The organism is uncultured Flavobacterium sp. (assembly GCF_963974175.1).
Taxonomy (GTDB): domain Bacteria; phylum Bacteroidota; class Bacteroidia; order Flavobacteriales; family Flavobacteriaceae; genus Flavobacterium.
This window is the reverse complement of the sequence record NZ_CAXBBR010000003.1, coordinates 433,662-456,139: the sequence shown is the minus strand read 5'-3', so window position 1 is coordinate 456,139 and position 22,478 is coordinate 433,662. Positions and strand designations below refer to the sequence as shown.

General features: G+C 34.9%; 19 protein-coding genes. 5 read left to right on the top strand and 14 right to left on the bottom strand.

The annotated features are described in order from the left end of the window. The first annotated feature begins 67 nt into the window (after positions 1-67). The 3 genes from AAC069_RS07115 to guaB all read left to right on the top strand — a co-directional run bounded on the left by AAC069_RS07115 (position 68) and on the right by guaB (position 3,670). Complete coding sequence (locus AAC069_RS07115) at positions 68-619, top strand: hypothetical protein (protein ID WP_339919785.1); 552 nt, start codon at positions 68-70, stop codon at positions 617-619. Further along, complete coding sequence (locus AAC069_RS07110; RefSeq protein WP_339919784.1) at positions 616-2,016, top strand: DUF5723 family protein; 1,401 nt, start codon at positions 616-618, stop codon at positions 2,014-2,016. Before AAC069_RS07115 ends, AAC069_RS07110 begins: the two co-directional genes overlap by 4 nt. A 181-nt stretch (positions 2,017-2,197) precedes the next feature. Continuing rightward, entirely contained in the window at positions 2,198-3,670 is a 1,473-nt protein-coding gene (guaB, locus tag AAC069_RS07105) for an IMP dehydrogenase (RefSeq protein ID WP_339919783.1), read from the top strand. A 91-nt stretch (positions 3,671-3,761) separates the two neighbouring features. Here guaB and AAC069_RS07100 read toward each other — a convergent pair whose 3' ends face one another. The 5 genes from AAC069_RS07100 to AAC069_RS07080 form a co-directional block, all read right to left on the bottom strand. After that, positions 3,762-4,496 (bottom strand): hypothetical protein, encoded by a 735-nt coding sequence (locus AAC069_RS07100; RefSeq protein ID WP_339919782.1) that lies wholly within the window; start codon positions 4,494-4,496, stop codon positions 3,762-3,764. Between the two features lie 282 nt (positions 4,497-4,778). Next, complete coding sequence (locus AAC069_RS07095) at positions 4,779-5,903, bottom strand: lactonase family protein (RefSeq protein WP_339919781.1); 1,125 nt, start codon at positions 5,901-5,903, stop codon at positions 4,779-4,781. A gap of 83 nt (positions 5,904-5,986) precedes the next feature. Beyond that, entirely contained in the window at positions 5,987-8,227 is a 2,241-nt protein-coding gene (locus AAC069_RS07090) for a cation:proton antiporter (RefSeq protein WP_339919780.1), read from the bottom strand. 334 nt (positions 8,228-8,561) lie between these two features. After that, positions 8,562-9,908, bottom strand: a complete 1,347-nt coding sequence (purB, locus tag AAC069_RS07085; protein WP_339919779.1) for an adenylosuccinate lyase — start codon at positions 9,906-9,908, stop codon at positions 8,562-8,564. Between the two features lie 68 nt (positions 9,909-9,976). Then, positions 9,977-10,669, bottom strand: coding sequence for an NAD-dependent deacylase (locus AAC069_RS07080; RefSeq protein WP_339919839.1), 693 nt, complete (start codon positions 10,667-10,669; stop codon positions 9,977-9,979). A gap of 240 nt (positions 10,670-10,909) precedes the next feature. Here AAC069_RS07080 and AAC069_RS07075 point away from each other — a divergent pair, with 240 nt between their 5' ends. After that, positions 10,910-11,572, top strand: a complete 663-nt coding sequence (locus AAC069_RS07075) for an RNA methyltransferase (protein WP_339919778.1) — start codon at positions 10,910-10,912, stop codon at positions 11,570-11,572. A gap of 221 nt (positions 11,573-11,793) precedes the next feature. On the opposite strand, the gene AAC069_RS07070 is transcribed toward AAC069_RS07075, so the two are convergent. The 8 genes from AAC069_RS07070 to AAC069_RS07035 all read right to left on the bottom strand — a co-directional run bounded on the left by AAC069_RS07070 (position 11,794) and on the right by AAC069_RS07035 (position 20,540). Further along, positions 11,794-12,330, bottom strand: a complete 537-nt coding sequence (locus tag AAC069_RS07070; RefSeq protein WP_339919777.1) for a hypothetical protein — start codon at positions 12,328-12,330, stop codon at positions 11,794-11,796. 388 nt (positions 12,331-12,718) lie between these two features. Further along, entirely contained in the window at positions 12,719-13,084 is a 366-nt protein-coding gene (locus AAC069_RS07065) for a DUF2200 domain-containing protein (RefSeq protein WP_339919776.1), read from the bottom strand. A gap of 251 nt (positions 13,085-13,335) precedes the next feature. After that, a complete protein-coding gene (locus tag AAC069_RS07060) occupies positions 13,336-14,016 on the bottom strand; it encodes a hypothetical protein (protein ID WP_339919775.1) in 681 nt (226 codons plus the stop codon). Positions 14,017-14,413: 397 nt separating this feature from the next. Beyond that, a complete protein-coding gene (gene secA, locus AAC069_RS07055) occupies positions 14,414-17,758 on the bottom strand; it encodes a preprotein translocase subunit SecA (protein ID WP_339919774.1) in 3,345 nt (1,114 codons plus the stop codon). Positions 17,759-17,842: 84 nt separating this feature from the next. Next, on the bottom strand, positions 17,843-18,064 hold the full coding sequence (locus tag AAC069_RS07050; protein ID WP_007138072.1) for a DUF2795 domain-containing protein: 222 nt from the start codon (positions 18,062-18,064) through the stop codon (positions 17,843-17,845). 163 nt (positions 18,065-18,227) lie between these two features. Then, complete coding sequence (locus AAC069_RS07045) at positions 18,228-18,797, bottom strand: cob(I)yrinic acid a,c-diamide adenosyltransferase (RefSeq protein WP_339919773.1); 570 nt, start codon at positions 18,795-18,797, stop codon at positions 18,228-18,230. 55 nt (positions 18,798-18,852) lie between these two features. Continuing rightward, positions 18,853-19,710, bottom strand: a complete 858-nt coding sequence (locus tag AAC069_RS07040; protein ID WP_339919772.1) for a hypothetical protein — start codon at positions 19,708-19,710, stop codon at positions 18,853-18,855. A 143-nt stretch (positions 19,711-19,853) separates the two neighbouring features. Then, entirely contained in the window at positions 19,854-20,540 is a 687-nt protein-coding gene (locus tag AAC069_RS07035) for an ABC transporter ATP-binding protein (RefSeq protein ID WP_091090473.1), read from the bottom strand. A gap of 424 nt (positions 20,541-20,964) precedes the next feature. Between AAC069_RS07035 and AAC069_RS07030 the strand changes: the two genes are divergently transcribed. Continuing rightward, positions 20,965-21,624 carry a hypothetical protein gene (locus AAC069_RS07030; protein WP_339919771.1) on the top strand — a complete coding sequence of 220 codons (660 nt, stop codon included), beginning with the start codon at positions 20,965-20,967 and terminating at the stop codon, positions 21,622-21,624. A 59-nt stretch (positions 21,625-21,683) separates the two neighbouring features. Here the strand turns inward: AAC069_RS07030 and AAC069_RS07025 are convergent, their stop codons facing one another. After that, positions 21,684-22,463: a class I SAM-dependent methyltransferase gene (locus AAC069_RS07025; protein WP_339919770.1), complete on the bottom strand. Its 780-nt coding sequence runs from the start codon at positions 22,461-22,463 to the stop codon at positions 21,684-21,686. Between the last annotated feature and the right edge of the window lie 15 nt (positions 22,464-22,478).

Sequence of the window (22,478 nt, the reverse complement as noted above, 5' to 3'; positions counted from 1 at the left end):
AATAAGTTAATAACAACATCGTTATTATTACTATCAATACTTTATTTTTGTTGCTTACACTTTTAGTATGAATCAATACCACTCTGTTAAAACTATAGGATTATTGCTACTTGTGTTGCTCTCTTTTTCATGCAGTAGTAATTTAGATTTTGATCAAGTAAACGATTTTAAATTAGAACCTGTTTTTATTGCAAATCTGACCTATTTTGAAATTCCTGCCAATCAATTTATAGAGAATGGAATGGAGCAGAATATTGCTTTTGATGCGCAAGAATTTGATATGTTCCGGGATTCTTTTTTTCGAAAAAATTTAAGACGAGCCGACTTCTTTTTTGAAATCAACAATACGATTAATAGGTCTTACACCATCGACATTATATTATTAGACGAAAATGACCAACCACTTTATAGGGTTCGTTTTGATGTTCCGGCTTATTCAGGCACTCAAAAATTAGTAACCCGAACAGAAATTTTTGAAAATGCTACCCTCGATTTATTAAAAAGAGCCAAGAGAATGGGGTTTGTTATAATGATGGGTGCCGGTCCTGCTTTAAATGCCAATAGTCCAGGAAGTTTAAAATTGCGTTCAAGTGCAACTGCTTATCTCGTGGTAGAATGAGAAAAGTATTTCTGTTATTCATGGTATTAGTATCTGTTTGTTGTTTGTCTCAAAATAAACAAATTTTATATAATTTTACGGCAGTGCCTCAGTCCTTAATGACCAATCCAGGTGCTGATGTTAGTTATAAATTTTATTTTGGTGTTCCATTACTATCGGGTATTTCTGTGAATGCCGGATCGACTAGCTTTTCGGCCTATGATTTATTTGCTGATAATGGAGTGAATTATAACACAAAACTGCGCGATGTAGTACATCGTTCTTCCCGAAACGACAAGTTGGCTTTCAATGAGCAAATAGAATTATTTAGTGGAGGTTTTAAATTAGGAGATTGGCTTGAAAACAAAGGATATGTTTCGTTTGGAATGTACCAGGAATTTGACTTTATGATGTTTATACCAAAAGATATAGCTATACTTGCTTTAGAAGGAAACAGGGATTATCTGGGTAAATCATTTAATTTAGGGGATTTGAGTTTAAGAACGGAGATGCTTTCAGTGCTGCATGTGGGTTTTCATAAAAATGTAACTGAGAATCTTATTCTTGGGGGAAGGGCCAAAATTTATTCGAGTGCTTTTAATGCGTCTTCTACTAAAAACTCAGGATATGTCTATACTATCCCGGCTACAAATACAGTATATGAGCAAGTTATTTATTCCAATTTGCAAGTGAACACCTCAGGAATTTCAGAGTATATTGCCGAGGGTTATGAAGGTGATGCAGCGGGAGATATTAGGAAAAAGGCACTGTTTGGCGGAGACCTAGGACTAGGGTTTGATTTAGGACTGACGTATTATCCTAAAAAGAACATTCAGTTTACAGCCAGTATTCTTGATGTTGGATTTATAAAACACAGCAAAGATGTGGAAACGTTCACCTATAAGGGTTATTATAAATATGAAGGCATAAATCCGAATTTTAACAGCACGAACGACCCAGCGAATGTTTATCAACAGTTTAATGATGCAATTTCGTTAGACACGATTTACAATGCTTACAAGACTTGGCGGCCTATAAAAATTAACAGTTCATATCAGTATTCATTCAATGATTCGAGAGGAGGAACAGACTGTAATTGCAGTGTATCAGAATCGGAATATAGAAATTCAGTAGGAGCGCAGCTGTTTGTAATGAGTACTCCTAGAGCCCCGATGATGGCATTAACAGGGTATTATAGAAGAAATATTCTCGATAAACTACAAATGAAAGCAACCTATACAGTAGATTCCTATTCGTATAAAAATATAGGATTAGGAATGTCAAGTAAGTTGGGTGCATTCAATGTCTATCTCATGGCTGATAATCTTTTAGAATACAAGGATTTGGCGAAAGCCAATAGTTTGTCCTTTCAATTTGGATTTAATTTTATTTTCAAAGACAGTGATTCGCCGGACTAATCTTTTTTTCAACTGATTGGGATTATTTTAAGTTATTAAAAATTACTTTTAAGGAAGGGTATTGCACAGTAGCGGAATCATTTTCTAATAGTAGTATTGGTTTTTAAATCCGTGTTTTTTTTACTTTTTTAAATCAAAATAATTTGCTATATTTGCACGCAATTCAACTACAAATTGCAACATGATAGCACATAACTCCAAGATTATCGGCGAAGGTTTAACATACGACGATGTATTATTAGTTCCTAACTACTCTAATGTGCTTCCTCGAGAGGTAAGTATCCAAACAAAATTTTCAAGAAATATAACGCTTAATGTTCCTATTGTATCTGCAGCTATGGATACCGTTACTGAAAGTGCTATGGCAATTGCTATGGCTCAAGAAGGTGGAATAGGTGTTTTGCACAAAAATATGACAATCGAGCAACAAGCTGCCAAAGTACGTAAAGTAAAACGTGCGGAGTCAGGTATGATTATTGATCCTGTTACTTTACCGCTTACTTCTACGGTAGCGGATGCTAAAAATGCGATGAAAGAATACGGAATAGGTGGTATTCCAATTATCGATGAAGATCAAAGATTAAAAGGAATTGTAACCAATAGAGATTTGCGTTTTGAGAAAAACAATGCAAGAGCTATTATTGAGGTAATGACAAGTGAAAATTTGGTTACCGTTGCCGAAGGAACTTCATTAGAACAAGCCGAAGTAGTTTTACAAGGTCATAAAATTGAGAAACTTCCTGTTATCAATAAAGAAGGTAAATTAGTGGGATTAATCACTTTTAGAGATATCACTAAATTAACTCAAAAACCAATTGCTAACAAAGATGTTTACGGGCGTTTGCGTGTAGCAGCTGCTATTGGTGTTACTGGTGATGCAGTAGAAAGAGCGTCGGCTTTAGTACATGCAGGTGTTGATGCCATCATCATTGATACGGCTCACGGGCATACTCAAGGTGTAGTAAATACATTAAAAGAAGTAAAAGCGAAGTTCCCTCAAATAGATGTTATTGTAGGTAATATTGCTACTCCAGAAGCAGCAAAATTCCTAGTTGAAAATGGTGCAGACGGTGTGAAGGTTGGGATTGGACCTGGTTCAATATGTACAACACGTATCGTGGCTGGTGTTGGTTTTCCTCAATTTTCTGCAGTTCTTGAAGTTGCAGCAGCATTAAAAGGAACTGGTGTTCCAGTTATCGCTGACGGAGGAATTCGTTACACAGGAGATATTCCTAAAGCAATTGCTGCAGGTGCTGACTGTGTGATGCTAGGATCACTTCTGGCAGGTACTAAAGAATCTCCTGGAGAAACTATTATTTTTGAAGGAAGAAAATTCAAGTCATACCGCGGTATGGGATCTGTGGAAGCGATGGAAGGTGGTTCTAAAGACCGTTATTTCCAAGATGTAGAAGATGATGTTAAGAAATTGGTTCCTGAAGGAATTGTTGGACGTGTGCCTTACAAAGGAGAATTAAACGAAAGTATGCTTCAGTTCATTGGAGGTCTTCGTGCAGGAATGGGATACTGTGGTTCTAAAGATATTCCTACTTTACAGGAAACAGGACGTTTTGTTCGTATCACGGCAAGTGGTATCAACGAAAGTCACCCGCATAATGTAACCATTACAAAAGAGTCTCCTAATTACTCGAGATAATATAAAACTTAAAATATAAAAAAGCTGTCTAAGGTGTTGTAACCTTAGGTAGCTTTTTTTTTTGATATCGCCGGTTTTGAGCTATTCGCTTTTATTTGGTTTCGATTATATTTTTTGTTTTTCCATCATTGTCAATAACTTCAATTTTTCCAGTTCCGTTTTTATCAACATAGATTTTTAATTTAGGTTTACCATTTTCATCATATAAAAATAATCCTGAACTATTCTCTTTATTTCGTCCTACAAAAAGCCTTCTTTTCGAACCTTCTTTATTCCAAAGCGCATCCATTTTTTCGTCACGCTCTTTTTGATTTTCAATTTTTTCGAGTTCGTTAAACTTATTATTCCGTTCTACTATATTAGAGCCAACGGGAAATTCATTTATAATTAAACCTCTTTGAATGGATCCTTTGCCGTTTTCGTAACTTTCATCATTTAGGATTTGAATTACTTGATCATCATGGTAATTGTCCATTGTAAATGACATTCCTGAACTGGTTTTATTGTCTTTAGTTTTTCCTGCAAAAATTAAGCCTCCACATTCATCGCCTTCTTCATTGAAAAAAATCATACCAGCTGGTCTTTTTCTTTTAGGAAAGTCTATTCCATTCATTCTTCCAGAATGCTGTCTCGTTTCATTACTTAAAACCATTCTTAAACTGCCGTCTTCTCCTATTAAGTTAATTTTTTTTGTTGTGATCTCATCAAAAGTCTCTTTTTTATCTTCTTTTCCAAAAGAAGATAATAGTATTACACTAAAAATTAAACTGCTAGCTATTGCATAAACCGTTAAAAAATCGACTCTTTTTTCTAATTTTGATTTCATGTTTTTTGTTAAATTTATAATTTATTGAATTCTCTTTAGACGTTTAAAGTGCGCCACAATCGTACATATTTTCAAATATATGCAACCTTTTTAGTTTAGGGTAGTTAATTAGAAACTTATTCTTGTTAATTTTAGAAACAGTTTTCATGGCCGTTTATAGTTCTCAGCTTGAATTATTAAATAGAAACCGCTACTTTAGTTTTACTGTTTTATAATAGACAAACAAATAGCTTTATAGTTTATAGGTATTGAAACGGTGTTGTCCCAGCTGCGCGTTTTCTTCTAATAGATTCTCGTTTTTACACATGAAACATTTTTTATTTTTAGTGGCTTGCCTACTTTTTTAAGTAAGCCTGTATCTAAATTTCTTCTGAAAACAACAACGTTTTGGCTGATGACATTCGTGACAATTATAAATTTACCGGTTTCGTCAATTGCAAATGTTCGGGGATGTTTTCCTAATGTTGATTGGTAACCAATAAGTTTTATAAATCCATTTGGCGCTATTGTATAAATGGCAATATTATTTTCCTTTCCTCTATTTGAAGCGTACAAAAATTTGCCGTCTGGAGAAATATGAATATCAGAACTTTCAAAACCCTCTTTTAGATTTTCAGAATGAGTTTCGATTCTCTGTATTTTTTTAAGTTCATTTTCTGCGTAACTAAATGTACAAATAGTTCCTGAAATTTCTTCGATGCAATACGCGAATTGTCCATTTGGACTAAAAGTAAAATGTCTTGGTCCACTTCCTAAGTCTGTTTTTATAAAACTCGATTTTTCTGTTTTTAGCGGTTCTTTTTGTAAATTTTCAAAAGGATACACTCTTATTTTGTCTGCACCTAAATCTGTCAGAAAAACACAATCAAATTTTGGAGAGAAAACAGCGGAATGAATATGTGATTTTTCTTGTCTTTTAGGATTTATGCTACCTTCTGTAAATTTAATATTTTGCGCTATTGTATCAATTGTACCATTTTCTAAAATTGGATAGACAGAAACACTTCCATCGGTATAATTCGCGTTTACTAACCATTTCCCTTTTTCGTGTACATTTAAGTAAACGGGGTTTTCTCCACCACTTTTTTGGTTGTTTAGGAAAGTTAGTGCTATTTTTTCTGAATCAAATTTATAGGCAGAAACACTTCCCGCATTTGGAGTTTTACTTTCTGTACAGGCATAAATGTAGTTTCCGTTTGGAGAGATAGTTAGGTACGAAGGGTTTAAAACGTCTTTTACAGAAGTTATTTTCGTGAGTTTTCCATTTATGGTGTCTAATTGATACACATAAATTCCTTCGGTTGTTTTGTCCCAATTATACGAGCCAAAAAACACATACTCTTTTTGAGAGTAAAGATTGATACAAAACAGTAAGCTAACTATTAAACTGAATTTATCTAATTTCATTTATATTTTTTTCTGTGATATCCACAACTAAAGCTTATGCGTTTAATCGCAGAAATGTAATAGAAATTGATCAAACCCAAATTCTACTCTTTAAAAAATTGATTCAACCTTTTTTTATCACCCACTACCCATAAAACATCGTCTTTCTCTAATATTAAGTTAGATTCTGGATTCAGCAAACGTTTTCCACCGCGCTCGATACCCACGACCATGCCGTTTGTTCTTTCTCTTATTTTAGACTGACTGATGCTTTTTCCAACAAATTCCTCTCTTTTTAACTCGAGTTGTTGCAATACAATTTCAGCTTTCTTAACATTTTTAGGTGGGTCAAATTCGTGTTGGTGCAAGTAGTTATCAAATTCTTTTACCTGCGCATCAGAACCGATGACGCAAATTTCATCACCCGGAAAAAGGCGCTCATTCTTAGTAGGGATTTTTACTATAATTTCCCCTCTTTTGATAAAAGCGATATTAATCCCCATTTCTTCTCTAATGCGCAATTCTTCTAGAGTTTTACCGGCAATGTTGGATTCCTTGGCTATTTCAAATGTAGTCATGTGGCCATCCCAAGGCGTCAAACTAGCGTAGCGTCTCTTTATTTTTACTTCGTCTCTCGTATTAAGATTTTTCAAGAAATGACTTTCAATTTTGTGATATTGAAGATGCAATTGCTTCGGAAAAATAAAGTAGATGGTTACCGCCGTTACCAAAGCAAAAACGGCAATTATTGGTGAGAAGAAGATATTCAATAAAAATCCAATATAGAATAAAGCTAATCCCATCCTGAAAAAGATCATCATCATTATTGGCCCCCTGTACTTTCGTTCCTTAAATAATATTTCGACTTCTTTTACGGCAACACGTCTAAGTGCTAATGCCCATAAGAAAGGAGCGATAATTATAATCGTTATTAACGCAGCAATTGGATTCCCAAATCTATAGTTCTCTACCAACGGCAAAACAAATTTAGAGGACAGTAATATGATTGCGGTTATAATTATGGTATGAATTATAATTTGTAACATATAAGCCCTTAGCACGATTTGCCACGTACTTACAGATCGAATTGCCTGTGCGTTTGCACTGTATCGCGCTATTCTTTTTACCCATTTTCGAGGTAGTTTTTTTTCTAAATATTCTGACACAGGTACCGCCATTTTTACCATAAATGGAGTGGTAAAAGTGGTCACTGCAGAAACGGCAACTACAATGGGATATAAGAAATCACTAGTAACATTTAGTGACATTCCCAATGTGGCGATGATAAAGGAAAATTCTCCAATTTGTGCCAATGTCATTCCTATTTGGATCGATTGCTTTAAGGGTTGCCCCGAAATTAAGGCTCCTATAATAGAACTGATAGATTGACCAAAAATAACAACCAAAGTAAGTATCGCAACCGGCCAGGCATGAGTGTACAAAGTATTAGGATCGATAAGCATACCAACCGACACGAAAAATACCGCTGCAAATAGATCTTTTACTGGTTTTACCAGGTGTTCGATATGTTCTGCCTGCGTAGTTTCAGCAATGATAGAACCCATAATAAAGGCCCCTAATGCTGGAGAAAAACCAACATTTGCAGCCAAAATTACCATCATTAAGCATAGTGCCAACGAGATAATTAACATCATTTCATCCGTCAATAAATGTTTAGCTTTTTTTAATAGTGTAGGAATGAAGAAAATACCACCCACAAACCATGCAGTTAGGAAGAAAACTAATTTCAATACAGATTGCAGTAATTCCATTCCAGAAAATTGCTGACTTGCCGCAACAGTCGATAGTAAAACCATCATTAAAATGGCTACAATGTCTTGAACGATAAGCGACCCAATAACGATTCCAGCAAATTTTTGTGATTTAACGCCTAGTTCGTCGAAGGTCTTCAGAATAATTGTGGTGGATGATATAGAGAGGATTACACCAAGAAAAATACTGTCCATTTGGCGCCAACCCATCCATCGTCCTACCAAATAACCAACGATGACCATCGTAATAATTTGGGTCATCGCATTTATAGAGGCGGTTCCACCCACTTTCATCAATTTCTTAAAACTGAATTCGAGTCCCAAACTGAATAGTAAAAAAATCACCCCAATTTCTGCCCAGACTTCAACACTCTTAACATCTGTTACAGATGGAAAGAAATCAAAATGGGTTCCTGCGAGAAAACCGGCTATTAAATACCCCAGAACTAAGGGTTGTTTTAATTTTTTAAATATCAATACCGCAATTCCAGCAGTCATTAGGATTAATCCTAAGTCACTTATTAAAGGTTCTAAATGGTGTGATGCCTCAGCAACTGTTGCTACAGTACTCATATATTATTTTTTTTAGGAGCTGTTTCCAGCCTTCCATTTCAAGCTTTTGTCTAAAAATCTTTTTTATTAGGCATTTGAAGGAGCTTCCGTTGGTCGCTCTACAATTTGCCATAAAAATAGTTTTTATCCTGCAAGGCTTTCCATTGCAGTCTGGGCTATGCTTTTGCCGTTTCTCTTGTCAATCCATTTCAATAAGAGGATTAGCAAAAAAAAAGCTATCGTTTAAAGATAGCTTTTTTTGGAGTTATTTTATTTAAAATAGTAGCTGCTCGATTTATTTTTATGAAATTCAAAAAAATATAAAGTAACAATTTACTATTCTCTTCTATTGCTATTAGATTCCTACGAAATTACTCGGTGTGATTTGCATTAGTTCCGCTCTTACTTCTTCAGTCACATCTAATGTGGCGATAAAACCATGAATCGCTTTTTTATCAATTGCTTCATTTGTTCTAGTCAACCCTTTTAGTGCTTCATAAGGATTAGGGTAGGCCTCACGACGTAAAATGGTTTGAATTGCCTCAGCAACTACAGCCCAGTTTTTCTCTAAATCTTCGTGGAATTTTGGTTCGTTTAACAACAATTTATTCAACCCTTTCAACGTAGCCTCAAATGCAATGATAGTATGACCTATTGGCACACCTACATTTCTTAACACCGTACTGTCAGTTAAATCACGTTGTAATCTAGACAACGGTAATTTAGCCGAAAGGTGTTCAAAAATAGCGTTGGCTATTCCTAAATTCCCTTCAGAGTTTTCAAAGTCAATCGGGTTTACCTTGTGTGGCATCGCCGATGATCCAATTTCTCCCGCTTTAATTTTTTGTTTGAAATATTCCATAGATACATATGTCCAGATATCTCTGTCTAAATCGATGATAATAGTATTGATTCTTTTTAAAGCATCAAAAAATGCAGCAAAATGATCGTAATGTTCGATTTGTGTTGTAGGGAAAGAGTGGTGTAAACCTAAAATGTCCTCTACAAATTTACCTCCAAATTTTCTCCAATCAATTTGTGGATAAGCCACATGATGTGCATTGTAATTTCCTGTTGCACCACCAAATTTAGCAGCGAATGGGATATTAAACAATAAACGCATTTGCTCTTCTAAACGTTCTACAAAAACACCAATTTCTTTACCCAAACGAGTAGGAGAGGCTGGTTGTCCATGTGTACGAGCTAGCATAGGAATGTCCTTCCATTCGACACTTAAATCTTTTAATTTAGAAGTCAAAGTAATTAGCGAAGGCATGTATACTTTTTCGAAAGCCTCTTTGGTAGAAAGAGGAATTGCTGTATTATTAATATCTTGGGAAGTCAATCCAAAATGGATGAACTCTTTGTATTGAGACAAACCTAATTTTTCAAAAGCGTCTTTGATAAAGTACTCTACCGCTTTTACATCGTGGTTGGTTACTTTTTCTGTTTCTTTGATCCAAAGCGCGTCTTCAGTAGAGAAGTTTTTATAGATATTTCTTAAGGTATCAAAAAGATCAGGATTTACACCTGAAAGTTGTGGCAAAGGCACTTCGCACAAAGCAATGAAATATTCAATTTCAACTAATACGCGGTATTTTATTAATGCTTCTTCCGAGAAAAAAGGAGCCAAAGAAAGAGTCTTGTTTCTATATCTTCCGTCAATTGGAGAAATAGCATTCAATTCGTTTAAAGTAGTCATTGTTTTGTTGTTTGTTCGAAAGCCACAAATATAAACCTTTAAAGGCAATTTCGAAAATGATTGTTTTTTTAAATAAGGGCAATAAGAGCCTTTTTTAATAATTTCATTCCTTCAGAAGCGACTTCGGGAATTACTTGGAGTGGATTTCTCAAATTCGGAATTTTTATCGGTTTTGGATCAATGTAGTAAATAGGAATTTTAGAATTTGTAAAATCGATTAATCCCGCTGCTGGATAGACTTGTAAAGAAGTACCAATAACAGCAAAATAATCAGCAGTTTCAGTAATTAAAATCGCTTCTTCAAGAGCAGGAACTTCTTCGCCAAACCAAACAATATGTGGACGCAATTGATTGTTGTTATTATCTAAATCATCAAAATTCAAGTCTTCTGTCCAATCTAAAATGTAATTTGGATTTGCGGTGCTTCGCACTTTTAGTAATTCGCCATGAAGATGCAATACATTTTTACTTCCTGCGCGTTCGTGTAGATCATCTACATTTTGTGTAATTATAAAAACGTCAAAATGAGCTTCTAATTCAGCCAAAATCTGATGCCCTAAATTGGGTTGGACTTCTTTGAGTTGTTTTCGCCTTTGATTATAAAAATCAAGAACCAAAGCTGGATTTTTGTTCCATCCTTCTGGTGTGGCGACATCTTGAACATTATGTCCTTCCCAAAGGCCATCGCTGTCGCGAAAAGTTTTTATACCACTTTCGGCACTGATTCCCGCTCCAGTTAAAACCACTAATTTCTTTTTTATCATTATCATGTTGTTTTGTCACTAATCCACAAATTTACTATAAATCCGTTTTCAAACTGCCGTTAAGTGAATTTGTAAAAATATAATGGACGCAGATGACGCGGATGTAAACGGATTGTCGCAGATTTTTAATCCTATAAAAAAATAAATCTGTGAATCTGTGGCTATTCTTCTTCAACTAATAAATTTGTGAATTTGTGGTTGTTTTCTTTTTACTATTTTTGCCAAAAAAACTTCACAATGATTGATGTCGATTACCTTAATTTCCTTGAAAATATTCTAACAGACAACCGTAAAGAGAAATTCCTCAAAGTATTAAAAAACAGAACCAATCATTTTACCATTGCTGTCGAAGATATTTTCCAGATGCACAATACGAGTGCGGTAATGCGCAGTTGTGAGGTTTTTGGAATTCAGGAATTGAACGTAATAGAACAGCGTTACGGTAAAAGTATTGATAAGGAAATTGCAATGGGTGCCCAGAAATGGGTTGATATTAATACTTTTGACAGTATTACGGATTGTTTGGATACAGTGAAGAACAAAGGTTACCAAATCATTGCGACTACGCCACACGATAATGACTGTTTACTAGAAGATTTTGACATTTCGAAACCGAGTGCCTTATTTTTTGGAACTGAGCGTGATGGATTGTCGGAGGAAATTTTAAAGCGTGCCGATGGATTCCTTAAAATTCCAATGGTAGGTTTTACCGAGAGTTTGAATATCTCTGTTTCGGCAGCAATAATCATTCAAGATTTGACAAATCGACTACGAAAATCAGATATTGACTGGCATTTGTCTGAAGACGAAATTCTAGTAAAACGTTTAGCTTGGGCAAAGAACTCCATTAAAGATATCAAAAGAATTGAAGCGCGTTATTTGGAGGATAATCCAAGATAGTGTAAATGTATTGTAGACTAGTTTTAACTATTAACAGAGTCAGTGCGAGGAACGACACGTTGGCCGCGGAGAAATCAATCTCATGCAGTACTTCAACAAGGGGGGGGAAAGATGTGGATTAAAGAAACCGCGTTAAAAACGCTACGATTTGTTTTCTAATTAAAGAAGGTACTCGTCACAGACGAGCACCAGAGGGGATGTAGAATTAGTGCTTTTGCGTATTATTTTGTTTTAATTTTCAAATCATAACAAGCAATTCTTTTTCCATCGTCATAATCATAGCCTAAATTTGGAACATCTGGCGACCACCAAATTTCTTTTAATCCTAAAGTTCCAACTTTAAGCACATAAGTTGTGGCGACTAATCCTTTTTCCTCATACATTCCGTGAAAAGGATAAGTTATATTTATTCGCCTGCCATTCAATACAGAACTTTGAGTTACAGTTTTTTTATTAAAATCAAATGTATGAAAAGTTAATTCGTCTTTTGTTATAATACTACCATTAGGCATTTCAATATCGTAATTGTCACTACTGTAAGTAAATTTTTTTTGACCTGCGTATTTACTGCTGCTTTCTGACGTGCTATTGTCAGTTTCAAACTCATTCAGATCGGGCGGTTTTTGTTTGTTTTCAGGTTGATTTTCTAAATTTAGATATTTTTTTTGTTCTGTTTCAATCGAAAAATAATTTTTGGTTCCGTAAAAACCTAAAATTAGAAATATAATACCGGCTATAATTAGATGGTTTTTATTCACGACTTTTTTTTGTATTAATGACAACATTTTGCAGTTACTCCTAGTTGCGGAAGAGCGAATTGCGATTTCTCCTCTAAAATAGTTTTTTTTTCGTAGAGTAAATGTTTCGGCTAATAAAATCATGCATTTAGACTATACCGTTGTTATATGCTTGTTCTTTTGGTTGCTTTTTCGTGCAAAGGAGTAGTGTAAATGCTTTATAGACTAGTTTTAACTTAGCGGAGTGATTGACAGGAACGAAATGTTCGCCGCGGCGAAAGCAATCTCATGCAGTATTTTGACAAAGTAAGACATAGCTATTCTCATAATCTTGTCTTTCCGACGAAGGAGGAATCTCACCCAATATTTCAGCTATTTTAAGAAAAAAACTTACTGTTTAGGAAACACTCTAAGCAACTCGCAGAATTTTTGCCATCTTTCGACCTTTGGCTAATTCATCTACTAATTTATCTAACAACCGAACTTGTTGCGTTAACTTATTTTCGATTTCCTCTATCCTATAGCCACAGATTACACCAGTAATTAGATGCGCATTAGGATTTAATGTAGCATCATGAAAGAATTGTTCAAAGGTTACTTTTTCTTCAATGAGTTCTTGCAGTTTTTTTTCATCATAACCAGTTAACCACTCTATTACTTGATGCAACTCTTCTTTGGTTCTGTTTTTCTTCTCCACTTTTGTTACATAATGAGGATATACTGAACCGAATGTCATTTTTGCAATTCGTTCATCGTGATGGCTTGTACTATTCATGCTATGTGTTTCTTTAAATCTAAGTTACAAAAAAATGGCGTAAGCTCATCGCGATGCGCGACGCAATCCCATCAAATATTTCGGCAAAGTAAGGGGAAGATAATGATTTAATAAACTGCGTTAAAAACGCTGCGATTTGTTTTCTTATTAAAGTAGGTACTCGTCGCAGACGATCACTAGAAGGGGTTTGCGCAGCAGCTATACTTTGCGGAGCGGGGTTTTGTTATTTGTGCTACGCAAGCAACGTAATCCTAGCTGTTTGCAATAGATTTTTTTAATTGATTATTCAATTCTTGGATAAATTCTTTTCGTTCAATTAATTCGTTTAATTCGCTTTCGAATGTCCTTATATTACTGATTTTCGGAAAAGATATTTTTCTTTTTGCAATAGAATTAGATATTACAATATTTACATAATTATATGTCAGAATTAGTTTTTGAATGTAATCAGTCTTAATAATCTTTAATCCTAATTTATTAGCTGTTCTTTCATTCAGAATATATGAAGTCCCTTTTATTTTGACAGATGTATTATTGTTCTTTTCACAGGTTTCCATTAAATTCAATATTCCTTCTAAATATTTTTGAAGTATAAATTTAGTTCGCTGTGTACCATTTAAATTTTTATTTATCACAAAAACGTAGTCGAATAGTGAACCTCCATGAATTATTATTTTTCCGTTTTTTTCTTTTTCTGCAATAAAAAGGGTTGAATAATATATCAATTTTCCGTTTTTTTTAAGTTTAGGAGTATCTAAGAAAGGTGCAATTATAGAAAGTGTGATTGTTATTGATATAAGTAGCAGTAAATGCAAACCACTAAGTATTGATAATGCTAACACTATTAGATTAAAAAATAAAGCAACCACTCCAATTTTTATTTGAATTTGGTTTTGTTCTTTCCTCGATTTTAAGTAGTAGTTATGCTGCATTTTATATAATTACAAATTAGTATATACTGCTGATTTTATCAGACATACCACCACAAAATTGGGTAGATATGTCTTATAACGTCAGACTTTATTGATTTCAAATATATAAATTAATCGGTGATAATATTGATGATAGTATATCGATTCAAAATAATTTCATTTTAAACGTTGTCCTTACGGGGAACTGCAATCATGTTCTTTGTATTACAAAATACTTAGTCCCGACAGTATAGTAAATCCTTGTGGGGCTTTCGTTTTTCCCCATAAGATTGTAACGTTTGGCTGGATTAGCTCCTGAAAAAAACAACAAAAAAATCCCCAACTACTTTCGTAATTGGGGATTGTATTATTTATGGCTGTTTTTCAAAACCTGAAAACAGTAACAGAAAAGGAGTTACTATTTTACAACAACCCATTGACCAGTAGCGATTAAGCTTTCGGCTTTTTTGTATTTCATTTCTTGTGTTTGACCGTTAGCCACATTTTGAATAGTAACGGTATCGTTACGATTAATTTTCGGCATTTCTCTTACTATAGTTTCAGTAACTTGTCGTTGTTGCGTTTCACCGGCTTCACGATTTGCACTTTCACTATTTGGAATTTCATCTTTGCTTAATTGCAAATTTTCTTTTGGACGAACTTCTTCTCTAGCTTCTTGAATTTCTGGAGCACTTTGTTGCGGTAAATCCCCTTTGAATAAGAATGAAATTACTTCTTTATTTACACCGTTCAACATAGCGTTGAAAAGGTTAAATGCTTCAAATTTATAGATAAGCAAAGGATCTTTTTGTTCGTGAACGGCAAGCTGAACGGATTGTTTCAACTCATCCATTTTACGCAAGTGCTTTTTCCAAGCTTCATCAACGATCGATAAAGTGATGTTTTTCTCGAAATCAGCAATAAGTTGTTTTCCTTCCGTCTCGTATGCTTTTTTCAAATCAGTAACCACGCTCAATGATTTCACACCGTCAGTAAATGGTACTACGATACGTTCAAACTGGTTGTTTTTATCTTCGTATACATTCTTGATAATAGGAAACGCTTCTCTTGCGCTACGTTCTGTTTTCTCTTGGTAGTATTTTAATGCTTCTTTATATACTTTTCCTGTCAATTCGATGTCAGTCATTTTCATGAAATCAGGCTCACTAACTGGAGATGTGATTGAGAAGTAACGAATCACGTCAAATTCAAAGTTTTTGAAGTTATTCGTTGCTTTTGCGTTTTGGATAATTAGCTCGCAAGTATCGTATAACATGTTAGCGATATCTAGTTTCAAACGCTCTCCAAATAAAGCATGACGACGACGTTTGTAAACTACTTCACGTTGTGCATTCATCACATCATCGTATTCCAACAAACGTTTACGAACACCAAAGTTGTTTTCTTCTACTTTTTTCTGTGCACGTTCGATAGATTTGGTCATCATAGAATGCTGAATCACTTCGCCTTCTTCAAGTCCCATTCTATCCATTACTTTGGCTACTTTTTCAGAACCAAATAAACGCATCAAGTTATCTTCAAGAGACACATAGAATTGTGAACTTCCTGGATCTCCTTGACGACCAGCACGACCTCTTAACTGTCTGTCAACACGACGTGAATCGTGACGTTCTGTACCTACAATCGCAAGTCCACCAGCTGCTTTTACTTCGGCAGATAATTTAATATCGGTTCCACGACCAGCCATATTAGTTGCGATAGTAACCACTCCGGCTTTACCTGCTTCTTCTACGATTTGCGCTTCTTGTTTGTGCATTTTTGCATTCAAGACATTGTGTGCAACACCTCTCATTTTAAGCATACGACTTAGTAATTCAGAAATCTCAACAGAAGTAGTACCAATAAGAACTGGCCTTCCTGCATTTGATAATTGTGTTACATCTTCAATAACCGCATTAAACTTTTCACGAGTCGTTTTATAAATAAAATCCTCTTTGTCTTGTCTTGCCATTGGTCTGTTAGTAGGAATTTCTACTACATCCAATTTGTATATTGTCCATAACTCACCTGCTTCAGTTACAGCAGTACCAGTCATACCGGCAAGTTTGTTGTACATTCTAAAGTAATTCTGTAATGTAACCGTAGCAAAAGTTTGAGTTGCAGCTTCGATTTTTACATTTTCCTTAGCTTCAATCGCTTGGTGTAATCCGTCAGAATAACGACGACCATCCATGATACGACCTGTTTGCTCATCAACAATCATGATTTTGTTGTCCATGATTACATACTCTACATCTTTTTCAAAAAGACTGTATGCTTTTAAAAGTTGAGTCAAAGTGTGAATACGTTCACTTTTTATTCCGAAATCTTGGAATAGTCTTTCTTTTTCCTCTGCTTCAGCATCTTTGTCTAATTTTTTCTTTTCGATAGCGGCAATTTCAGTTCCAATATCTGGAAGAACGAAAAAGTCAGAATCAGTATCTCCTGAAAGGAATTTAATTCCGTTATCAGTTAATTCAACCTGATTGTTTTTTTCTTCAATTACAAAATACAATGCTTCATCAATCTTGTGCATTTCGCGATTGTTGTCTTGCATGTAAGAGTTCTCCGTTTTTTGAAGCAATTGTCTGATTCCTTCTTCACTTAAAAACTTAATTAAAGCTTTGTTTTTAGGTAAACTTCTGTATGCTCTTAAAAGCAAGAATCCACCTTCTTTAGTGTTTCCGTCTTTAAGTAATTTTTTAGCTTCTGATAAAAAACCATTTGCTAATTGACGTTGTAAACTAACTAAGTTTTCAATTTTTGGTTTCAATTCGTTGAATTCATGACGATCTCCTTGTGGTACTGGACCAGATATAATAAGCGGAGTTCTAGCATCATCAATCAATACAGAATCGACCTCATCGACAATCGCATAATTGTGTTTTCTTTGTACCAAGTCATCAGGCGAATGCGTCATGTTATCTCTAAGATAATCAAAACCAAATTCGTTATTTGTACCGTATGTAATATCAGAATTGTATGCTTTTTTTCTTCCTTCAGAACTTGGTTGGTGGTTGTCAATACAATCAACAGTCATACCGTGAAATTCGAATAAAGGCGCTTTCCACGTGCTATCACGTTTAGCCAAATAGTCATTCACTGTTACTAAATGCACTCCGTTTCCAGTTAATGCATTTAAGTATATTGGTAAAGTTGCTACTAATGTTTTTCCTTCACCCGTTTGCATCTCTGCTACTTTTCCTTCGTGAAGTACCATTCCTCCAATTAATTGAACATCATAATGAATCATGTCCCAAGTAATTTCTTTTCCGGCAGCGTTCCATTTGTTTTGCCAGATTGCTTTGTCCCCTTCAAGGCTAACGTAAGCTTTATTTCCAGAAAACTCTCTGTCCATAGCAGTTGCTGTTACAGCAATTTCTGAGTTGTCTTTGAAACGTCTTGCTGTTTCCTTTACCACTGCAAAGGCTTCAGGAAGAATTTCCATTAAGGTTTTCTCAGATAATTCGTAAGCTTCTTTTTCTAAGGCATCGATTTCAAGATAGATGTCTTCTCTTTTATCAATATCTTCAACCGCTTCAACATCAGCTTTAAGCGCTGCTATTTTAGCATCGATTCCAGCACGGTTTAGTTTGATTTTTTCCTTAAAAAAGTAAGTGCGCTCTCTTAACTCGTCATGTGAAAGGGCAATAAGACTAATTTCAAAAGACTTGATTTTGTCAAGATAAGGTTGCAAAGCTTTAACATCTTTCTCGGACTTATCTCCAACAAAGGCTTTAATAATGCTATTTATGAAACTCATAATATGTTTGTATTTCTAATTTATTTAAAGTGTAAATTTAACCAAAAAAAAAGCCTCTTTTGAGACTTTTTCTTTGATTATTTTTTAATATTCATCCTCATTCCAAAGATAATCTTCGTCTGTAGGGTAATCCGGCCAAATTTCTTCCATCGACTCATATATCTCACCTTCGTCTTCAATAGACTGTAGGTTTTCTACCACTTCTAACGGAGCTCCTGCACGTATAGCGTAATCAATAAGTTCGTCTTTGTTAGCAGGCCACGGTGCATCACTTAAATAAGATGCTAATTCTAATGTCCAATACATTTTTTGTCGGTTTAGTTTTGTGCAAAAATAAAAATTTTACCGAAAAAGGCAAGTAAAAATCTATTTATTTTTAAAAAAAGTTAAGAACGTTTTTGTTTTAGTGTTCAGTATTGGGTTTTTTAGTTTTCAGTTTGCAACTGATTACTATTTTTCTGCTAACTGATTACTTACGCGGAATCCATTTAACTTCCTCAGCGTGCAAGTCATGAGACAATTTTCGTGCCAATACAAAAAGGTAGTCAGAAAGTCGGTTCAGGTACTTAATCGCGATTTCAGCGACTGGTTCATTATGGCTTAAATGCACGGCAAGGCGCTCTGCGCGTCGGCATACGCATCGTGCGATATGACAATATGACACAGTAGTATGTCCGCCAGGTAAGACAAAATGAGTCATTTGTGGAAGTGCGTCTTCCATAGTGTCGATTTCATTTTCTAATAACTCGGTATCAGTTTCAGTGATTCCAAGATTTTTAAGACGTAACTCGCCATTTTTCATTACCTCTTTTTCAGGAGGAGTGGCTAGAATAGCACCTACGGTAAACAAGCGATCTTGAATTTCAATTAGAATCGTTTTGTAGTGTGCATCCATATCTTGATCACGAATTAATCCAATATGTGAATTTAATTCGTCTACAGTTCCATAACTTTCAATTCTAATATGGTCTTTAGGAACTCGTGTCCCTCCAAAAAGTGACGTTGTTCCTTTATCACCAGTTTTAGTATATACTTTCATATGCTGTTTATTTGTTTATTCGTGGATTTGCTTGTTTTTTCAAGGAACACCAAATTTACTTTATTAATTCCACTATGGCGTTAACAAATCGTTCTAAGGAACCTTCACTTAGGTTAAAATACAAATCAGGTTCAATGCATTCCACTTCCATGAGATGCAATTCATTGTCTATTACAATTCCGTCGACTCTGGCATATAACAATTTTCCAGTAAATGTATCGACAATTTTTTGCGCTTTGGCTATAAGTTCGGCATCAGGATGTCTTAGTCTGTATGTACCTCCAAACTGTACTTGAATCCTAAAATCACCTGGGACAGGTTTCTTATTGACTGCGTGGGAGAATTTTTTATTAAAGAATACAAAGGATGTTTCGCCTACGGTTTGAATTTCAGGCATAAACTGCTGTATTAGCAATTCTTTTTCGGAAGCGATGCTTTTATATTGGGTATTTATTTTTTCAGATTCGGCTGTTTCAAATACTTCAGTTAGATAAGATCCTGCAGAAAAGGCAGGTTTTATAACCGCTTTTTTCCAATGGGACGGTATAAGTGCTTTTAGATTTAGGTCAGTGGTTTTATCTATAAATAGGGTAGGGAGTATTTTGATTCCTAGCTGTTCCATTTCACGCAAATAAAACTTGTGTTTATTCTGTTTTATGATGGCAATAGGATTGAGTGTTTTAATTCCTGATTTTTCTATTTGGTCAAGCCAAAGGTTGAATTCGGTTTCTTTTTCAAAATAATCCCAGGTATTTCGAAAAACCAAATAGTCAAAATCACTCCAGTTTATACTTGCATCATCCCAAATTACGGCGGTTGCAGTAATATTGTGTTTGGCGAGTTCTGGAATTAAAAGTTGGTCTTGTGGCGTTAATTCAGGTAGCTTTTCGCAGGTTAGTAAGGCTATTTTCATTTTCTAATAGGGTAATGGGTTAGTGGATTCTATTTTGGAAACGATTCACCTAGCCCGGATAGAAGTGAAAATCCGTTTTTATCCTGACTCAGTTCAGGATAAAAAAGATTGTAGCGGATAGCCGGAAAAAGCTCCTAATAAAACTATTTTGTAGTGTCACTTTCAATCATACCATCACGCAAACGGATTATTCTATGGGCGTATGCGGCAACTTCCTCTTCGTGAGTCACTAAAATAACGGTATTACCTTCGGCATGAATGTCATTAAAAAGTTTCATAATCTCTTCGGAGGTTTTACTGTCTAAGTTTCCTGTAGGTTCATCAGCAAGAATGATAGACGGTTTATTTACTAAGGCTCTGGCAATGGCCACACGCTGGCGCTGCCCACCCGATAATTGATTGGGTTGGTGATCCATTCTGTCGCCAAGATTAACTTGTTCTAATACTTCGGAAGCGCGAGCGGTTCGTTCTGATTTAGAATATCCGGCGTAAATCATAGGTAAAGCGACATTGGCCAGTGCCGTGGTACGGGGTAGCAGGTTGAAAGTTTGAAAAACAAAACCAATCTCTTTATTTCTGATTTCGGCTAGTTCATCGTCTTTTTGCTTGCTTACATCTTGCCCGTTAAGAATATATGTTCCAGATGTAGGCGTGTCCAAACAACCTAAAAGATTCATCAAGGTAGACTTTCCAGAACCAGAAGGTCCCATCAGCGCTACATATTCGCCTTTATTAATTTCTAAATCAATACCTTTCAGTACATAAATAATCTCGTTACCAAGGACAAAATCTCTTTTGATATTGGTTATTTTTATTAATGGATTTGACATTGTTATTTGCAATTGATGAATTATGGTTTTTGAATTTTAAAAGTACAAAACACTTTTGAATTATAAGTAAGTTGCTTAAAATACATTTTTGTTACAAAAAAATAGAGGATAGCGTTTTTTATCTTTTAAGCAGTGCCTTTCTATTTATAGAGGGAATTAATGGCATTACTTGGCCCGCTGCTGTGAGATACTACACTATAATATAGAGCGCCTTGACTACTCGCTGTAATAGTAGCCGTTTTATGGACGAATAGTTGGAAAATAGGTGAATGTTATGCTGCTTCGTTGCTCTGGATCTGGTGTTAATTCCAATTTATTTCACAATTTTAGGAATTGTTTATATAATTAACATGTTTATATTGAATGCAATACAATCCGCTGTACATTCGCTTTATAATATTTAATAAATATAAAATCAAACATTATGAAAAGTACAAATTTAGTATTAGGAATGGCAGTTATAGCCTTAGGATTTACATCTTGTAAAGACGAAAAAACAGAAGCAGCAAACAAAACAGTTGAATCTTATGTTGTTTATGTTGACTCATTAGAAAATGTAGCTCCAGAAGATGCTAAAGCAAACTGGTCTGCAATCGAAGCTACTTATGAAGTAAGAAGCAGCCAAGCGGAAACAGCACTTTCAGATTTAAAAGAAAGCGAAGAAGCAAAAGCAAAAATCGAAGCAAGTAGAGCAAAATATGCTGCATTGCAAGCTAGAATGAAAGCAGAGATGGAAGCTTCAGCTCCAAATTCTAAACAACAAATGAGAAATTCATTGTTTGGTGAAGGAAAAATTGGTGACGATATGAATTTTGACTGGGTAAATAAGGATAACATCCTTAGTGTATACAGACAATTTATTCATACTGCTGAAGATAATAAAGACAACTATTCTCGTGAAGACTGGGATGAAGTTAAATTGATGTATGAAGCATTAGATAGTAGAAAAAATACTGTTGAAAAAGAAGGTCTTTCTTCTTCTGATAACAAAGAAATTGCAGGTTTAAAATTCAAATTTGGTCCACTGTTAAAAGTTAACAGAATGGGTGCTAAATCTGAAGAAATGAAAGAAGCTAAGCAATAAGGCTTTACTAATTCATGTTGAAAAAAAGACGGTCAGGGATGGCTGTCTTTTTTTATGGATTAAACTCTTATGGTAAAATGTTCCTTTGGTTGTTCATACCTAAAACAAACAAACCCCCATTGAAACGTATCAATAGTTACTGTAACTTTTGGGTGTTTTTTTATCGTTTCCCAAGCTTCCTCCATTCCTGGAGACCAGTGTATATCATCAAAAACCCATACCGTATCATTAGTTATTGTGGGCAATAAAAGTTCAAAGTAGTCTAATGTTGCCTGCTTCTGATGGTTGCCGTCGAAATAGATTAAGGAAAAGTGCTGCGTTGAAGTATTCGCTTTTTCTAAATAACTACGAAACTCACTTACTACAAATTCTACATTGGTTAAACCAAATTTTTCTAATTGCTCTTGGGCAATTTTTGATGTTTCTGGACAACCTTCAAGTGTCGTTATTTGTGCTTTCGGGTTTCCCAAAGAAATTACAGATGTTGCTAATCCTAATGAAGTGCCTATTTCTAAAACAGCGTCTACTTGAAAATAATTACTAACTCGAAACAATAATTCCCCTCGTTTCTGTGTTATTCCGGCTGTTTTAGCAATCTTGGCGATTTCTCTTTTATTGGATTTAAAGATTTTAGAACCAGCGCCAAAATCAGTAACCTCAATTGTGTTTTTATTTTCTAAAAGTGCCTTTCGATAGTCTTTTAAAAGCTGGTATTCCGGTTTTGGCTTAATGTCGTAAAAACATTTTGTAATCAAAGTGAATACAAAAGGGGAGTGTACGGCATGCTCATTCTTAGAGTGCCAAAGGAATTTTAGATAAGATTTGATTTGGAATAGCATGCTTTAATTAGATAT

Bases quoted from the DNA above. Each gene is read 5' to 3' on its own strand.
- AAC069_RS07115 (WP_339919785.1), top strand. From the start codon at position 68: ATGAATCAATACCACTCTGTTAAAACTATAGGATTATTGCTACTTGTG.
- AAC069_RS07110 (WP_339919784.1), top strand. From the start codon at position 616: ATGAGAAAAGTATTTCTGTTATTCATGGTATTAGTATCTGTTTGTTGT.
- guaB (WP_339919783.1), top strand. From the start codon at position 2,198: ATGATAGCACATAACTCCAAGATTATCGGCGAAGGTTTAACATACGAC.
- AAC069_RS07100 (WP_339919782.1), bottom strand. From the start codon at position 4,496: ATGAAATCAAAATTAGAAAAAAGAGTCGATTTTTTAACGGTTTATGCA.
- AAC069_RS07095 (WP_339919781.1), bottom strand. From the start codon at position 5,903: ATGAAATTAGATAAATTCAGTTTAATAGTTAGCTTACTGTTTTGTATC.
- AAC069_RS07090 (WP_339919780.1), bottom strand. From the start codon at position 8,227: ATGAGTACTGTAGCAACAGTTGCTGAGGCATCACACCATTTAGAACCT.
- purB (WP_339919779.1), bottom strand. From the start codon at position 9,908: ATGACTACTTTAAACGAATTGAATGCTATTTCTCCAATTGACGGAAGA.
- AAC069_RS07075 (WP_339919778.1), top strand. From the start codon at position 10,910: ATGATTGATGTCGATTACCTTAATTTCCTTGAAAATATTCTAACAGAC.
- AAC069_RS07065 (WP_339919776.1), bottom strand. From the start codon at position 13,084: ATGAATAGTACAAGCCATCACGATGAACGAATTGCAAAAATGACATTC.
- AAC069_RS07060 (WP_339919775.1), bottom strand. From the start codon at position 14,016: ATGCAGCATAACTACTACTTAAAATCGAGGAAAGAACAAAACCAAATT.
- secA (WP_339919774.1), bottom strand. From the start codon at position 17,758: ATGAGTTTCATAAATAGCATTATTAAAGCCTTTGTTGGAGATAAGTCC.
- AAC069_RS07050 (WP_007138072.1), bottom strand. From the start codon at position 18,064: ATGTATTGGACATTAGAATTAGCATCTTATTTAAGTGATGCACCGTGG.
- AAC069_RS07045 (WP_339919773.1), bottom strand. From the start codon at position 18,797: ATGAAAGTATATACTAAAACTGGTGATAAAGGAACAACGTCACTTTTT.
- AAC069_RS07040 (WP_339919772.1), bottom strand. From the start codon at position 19,710: ATGAAAATAGCCTTACTAACCTGCGAAAAGCTACCTGAATTAACGCCA.
- AAC069_RS07035 (WP_091090473.1), bottom strand. From the start codon at position 20,540: ATGTCAAATCCATTAATAAAAATAACCAATATCAAAAGAGATTTTGTC.
- AAC069_RS07030 (WP_339919771.1), top strand. From the start codon at position 20,965: ATGAAAAGTACAAATTTAGTATTAGGAATGGCAGTTATAGCCTTAGGA.
- AAC069_RS07025 (WP_339919770.1), bottom strand. From the start codon at position 22,463: ATGCTATTCCAAATCAAATCTTATCTAAAATTCCTTTGGCACTCTAAG.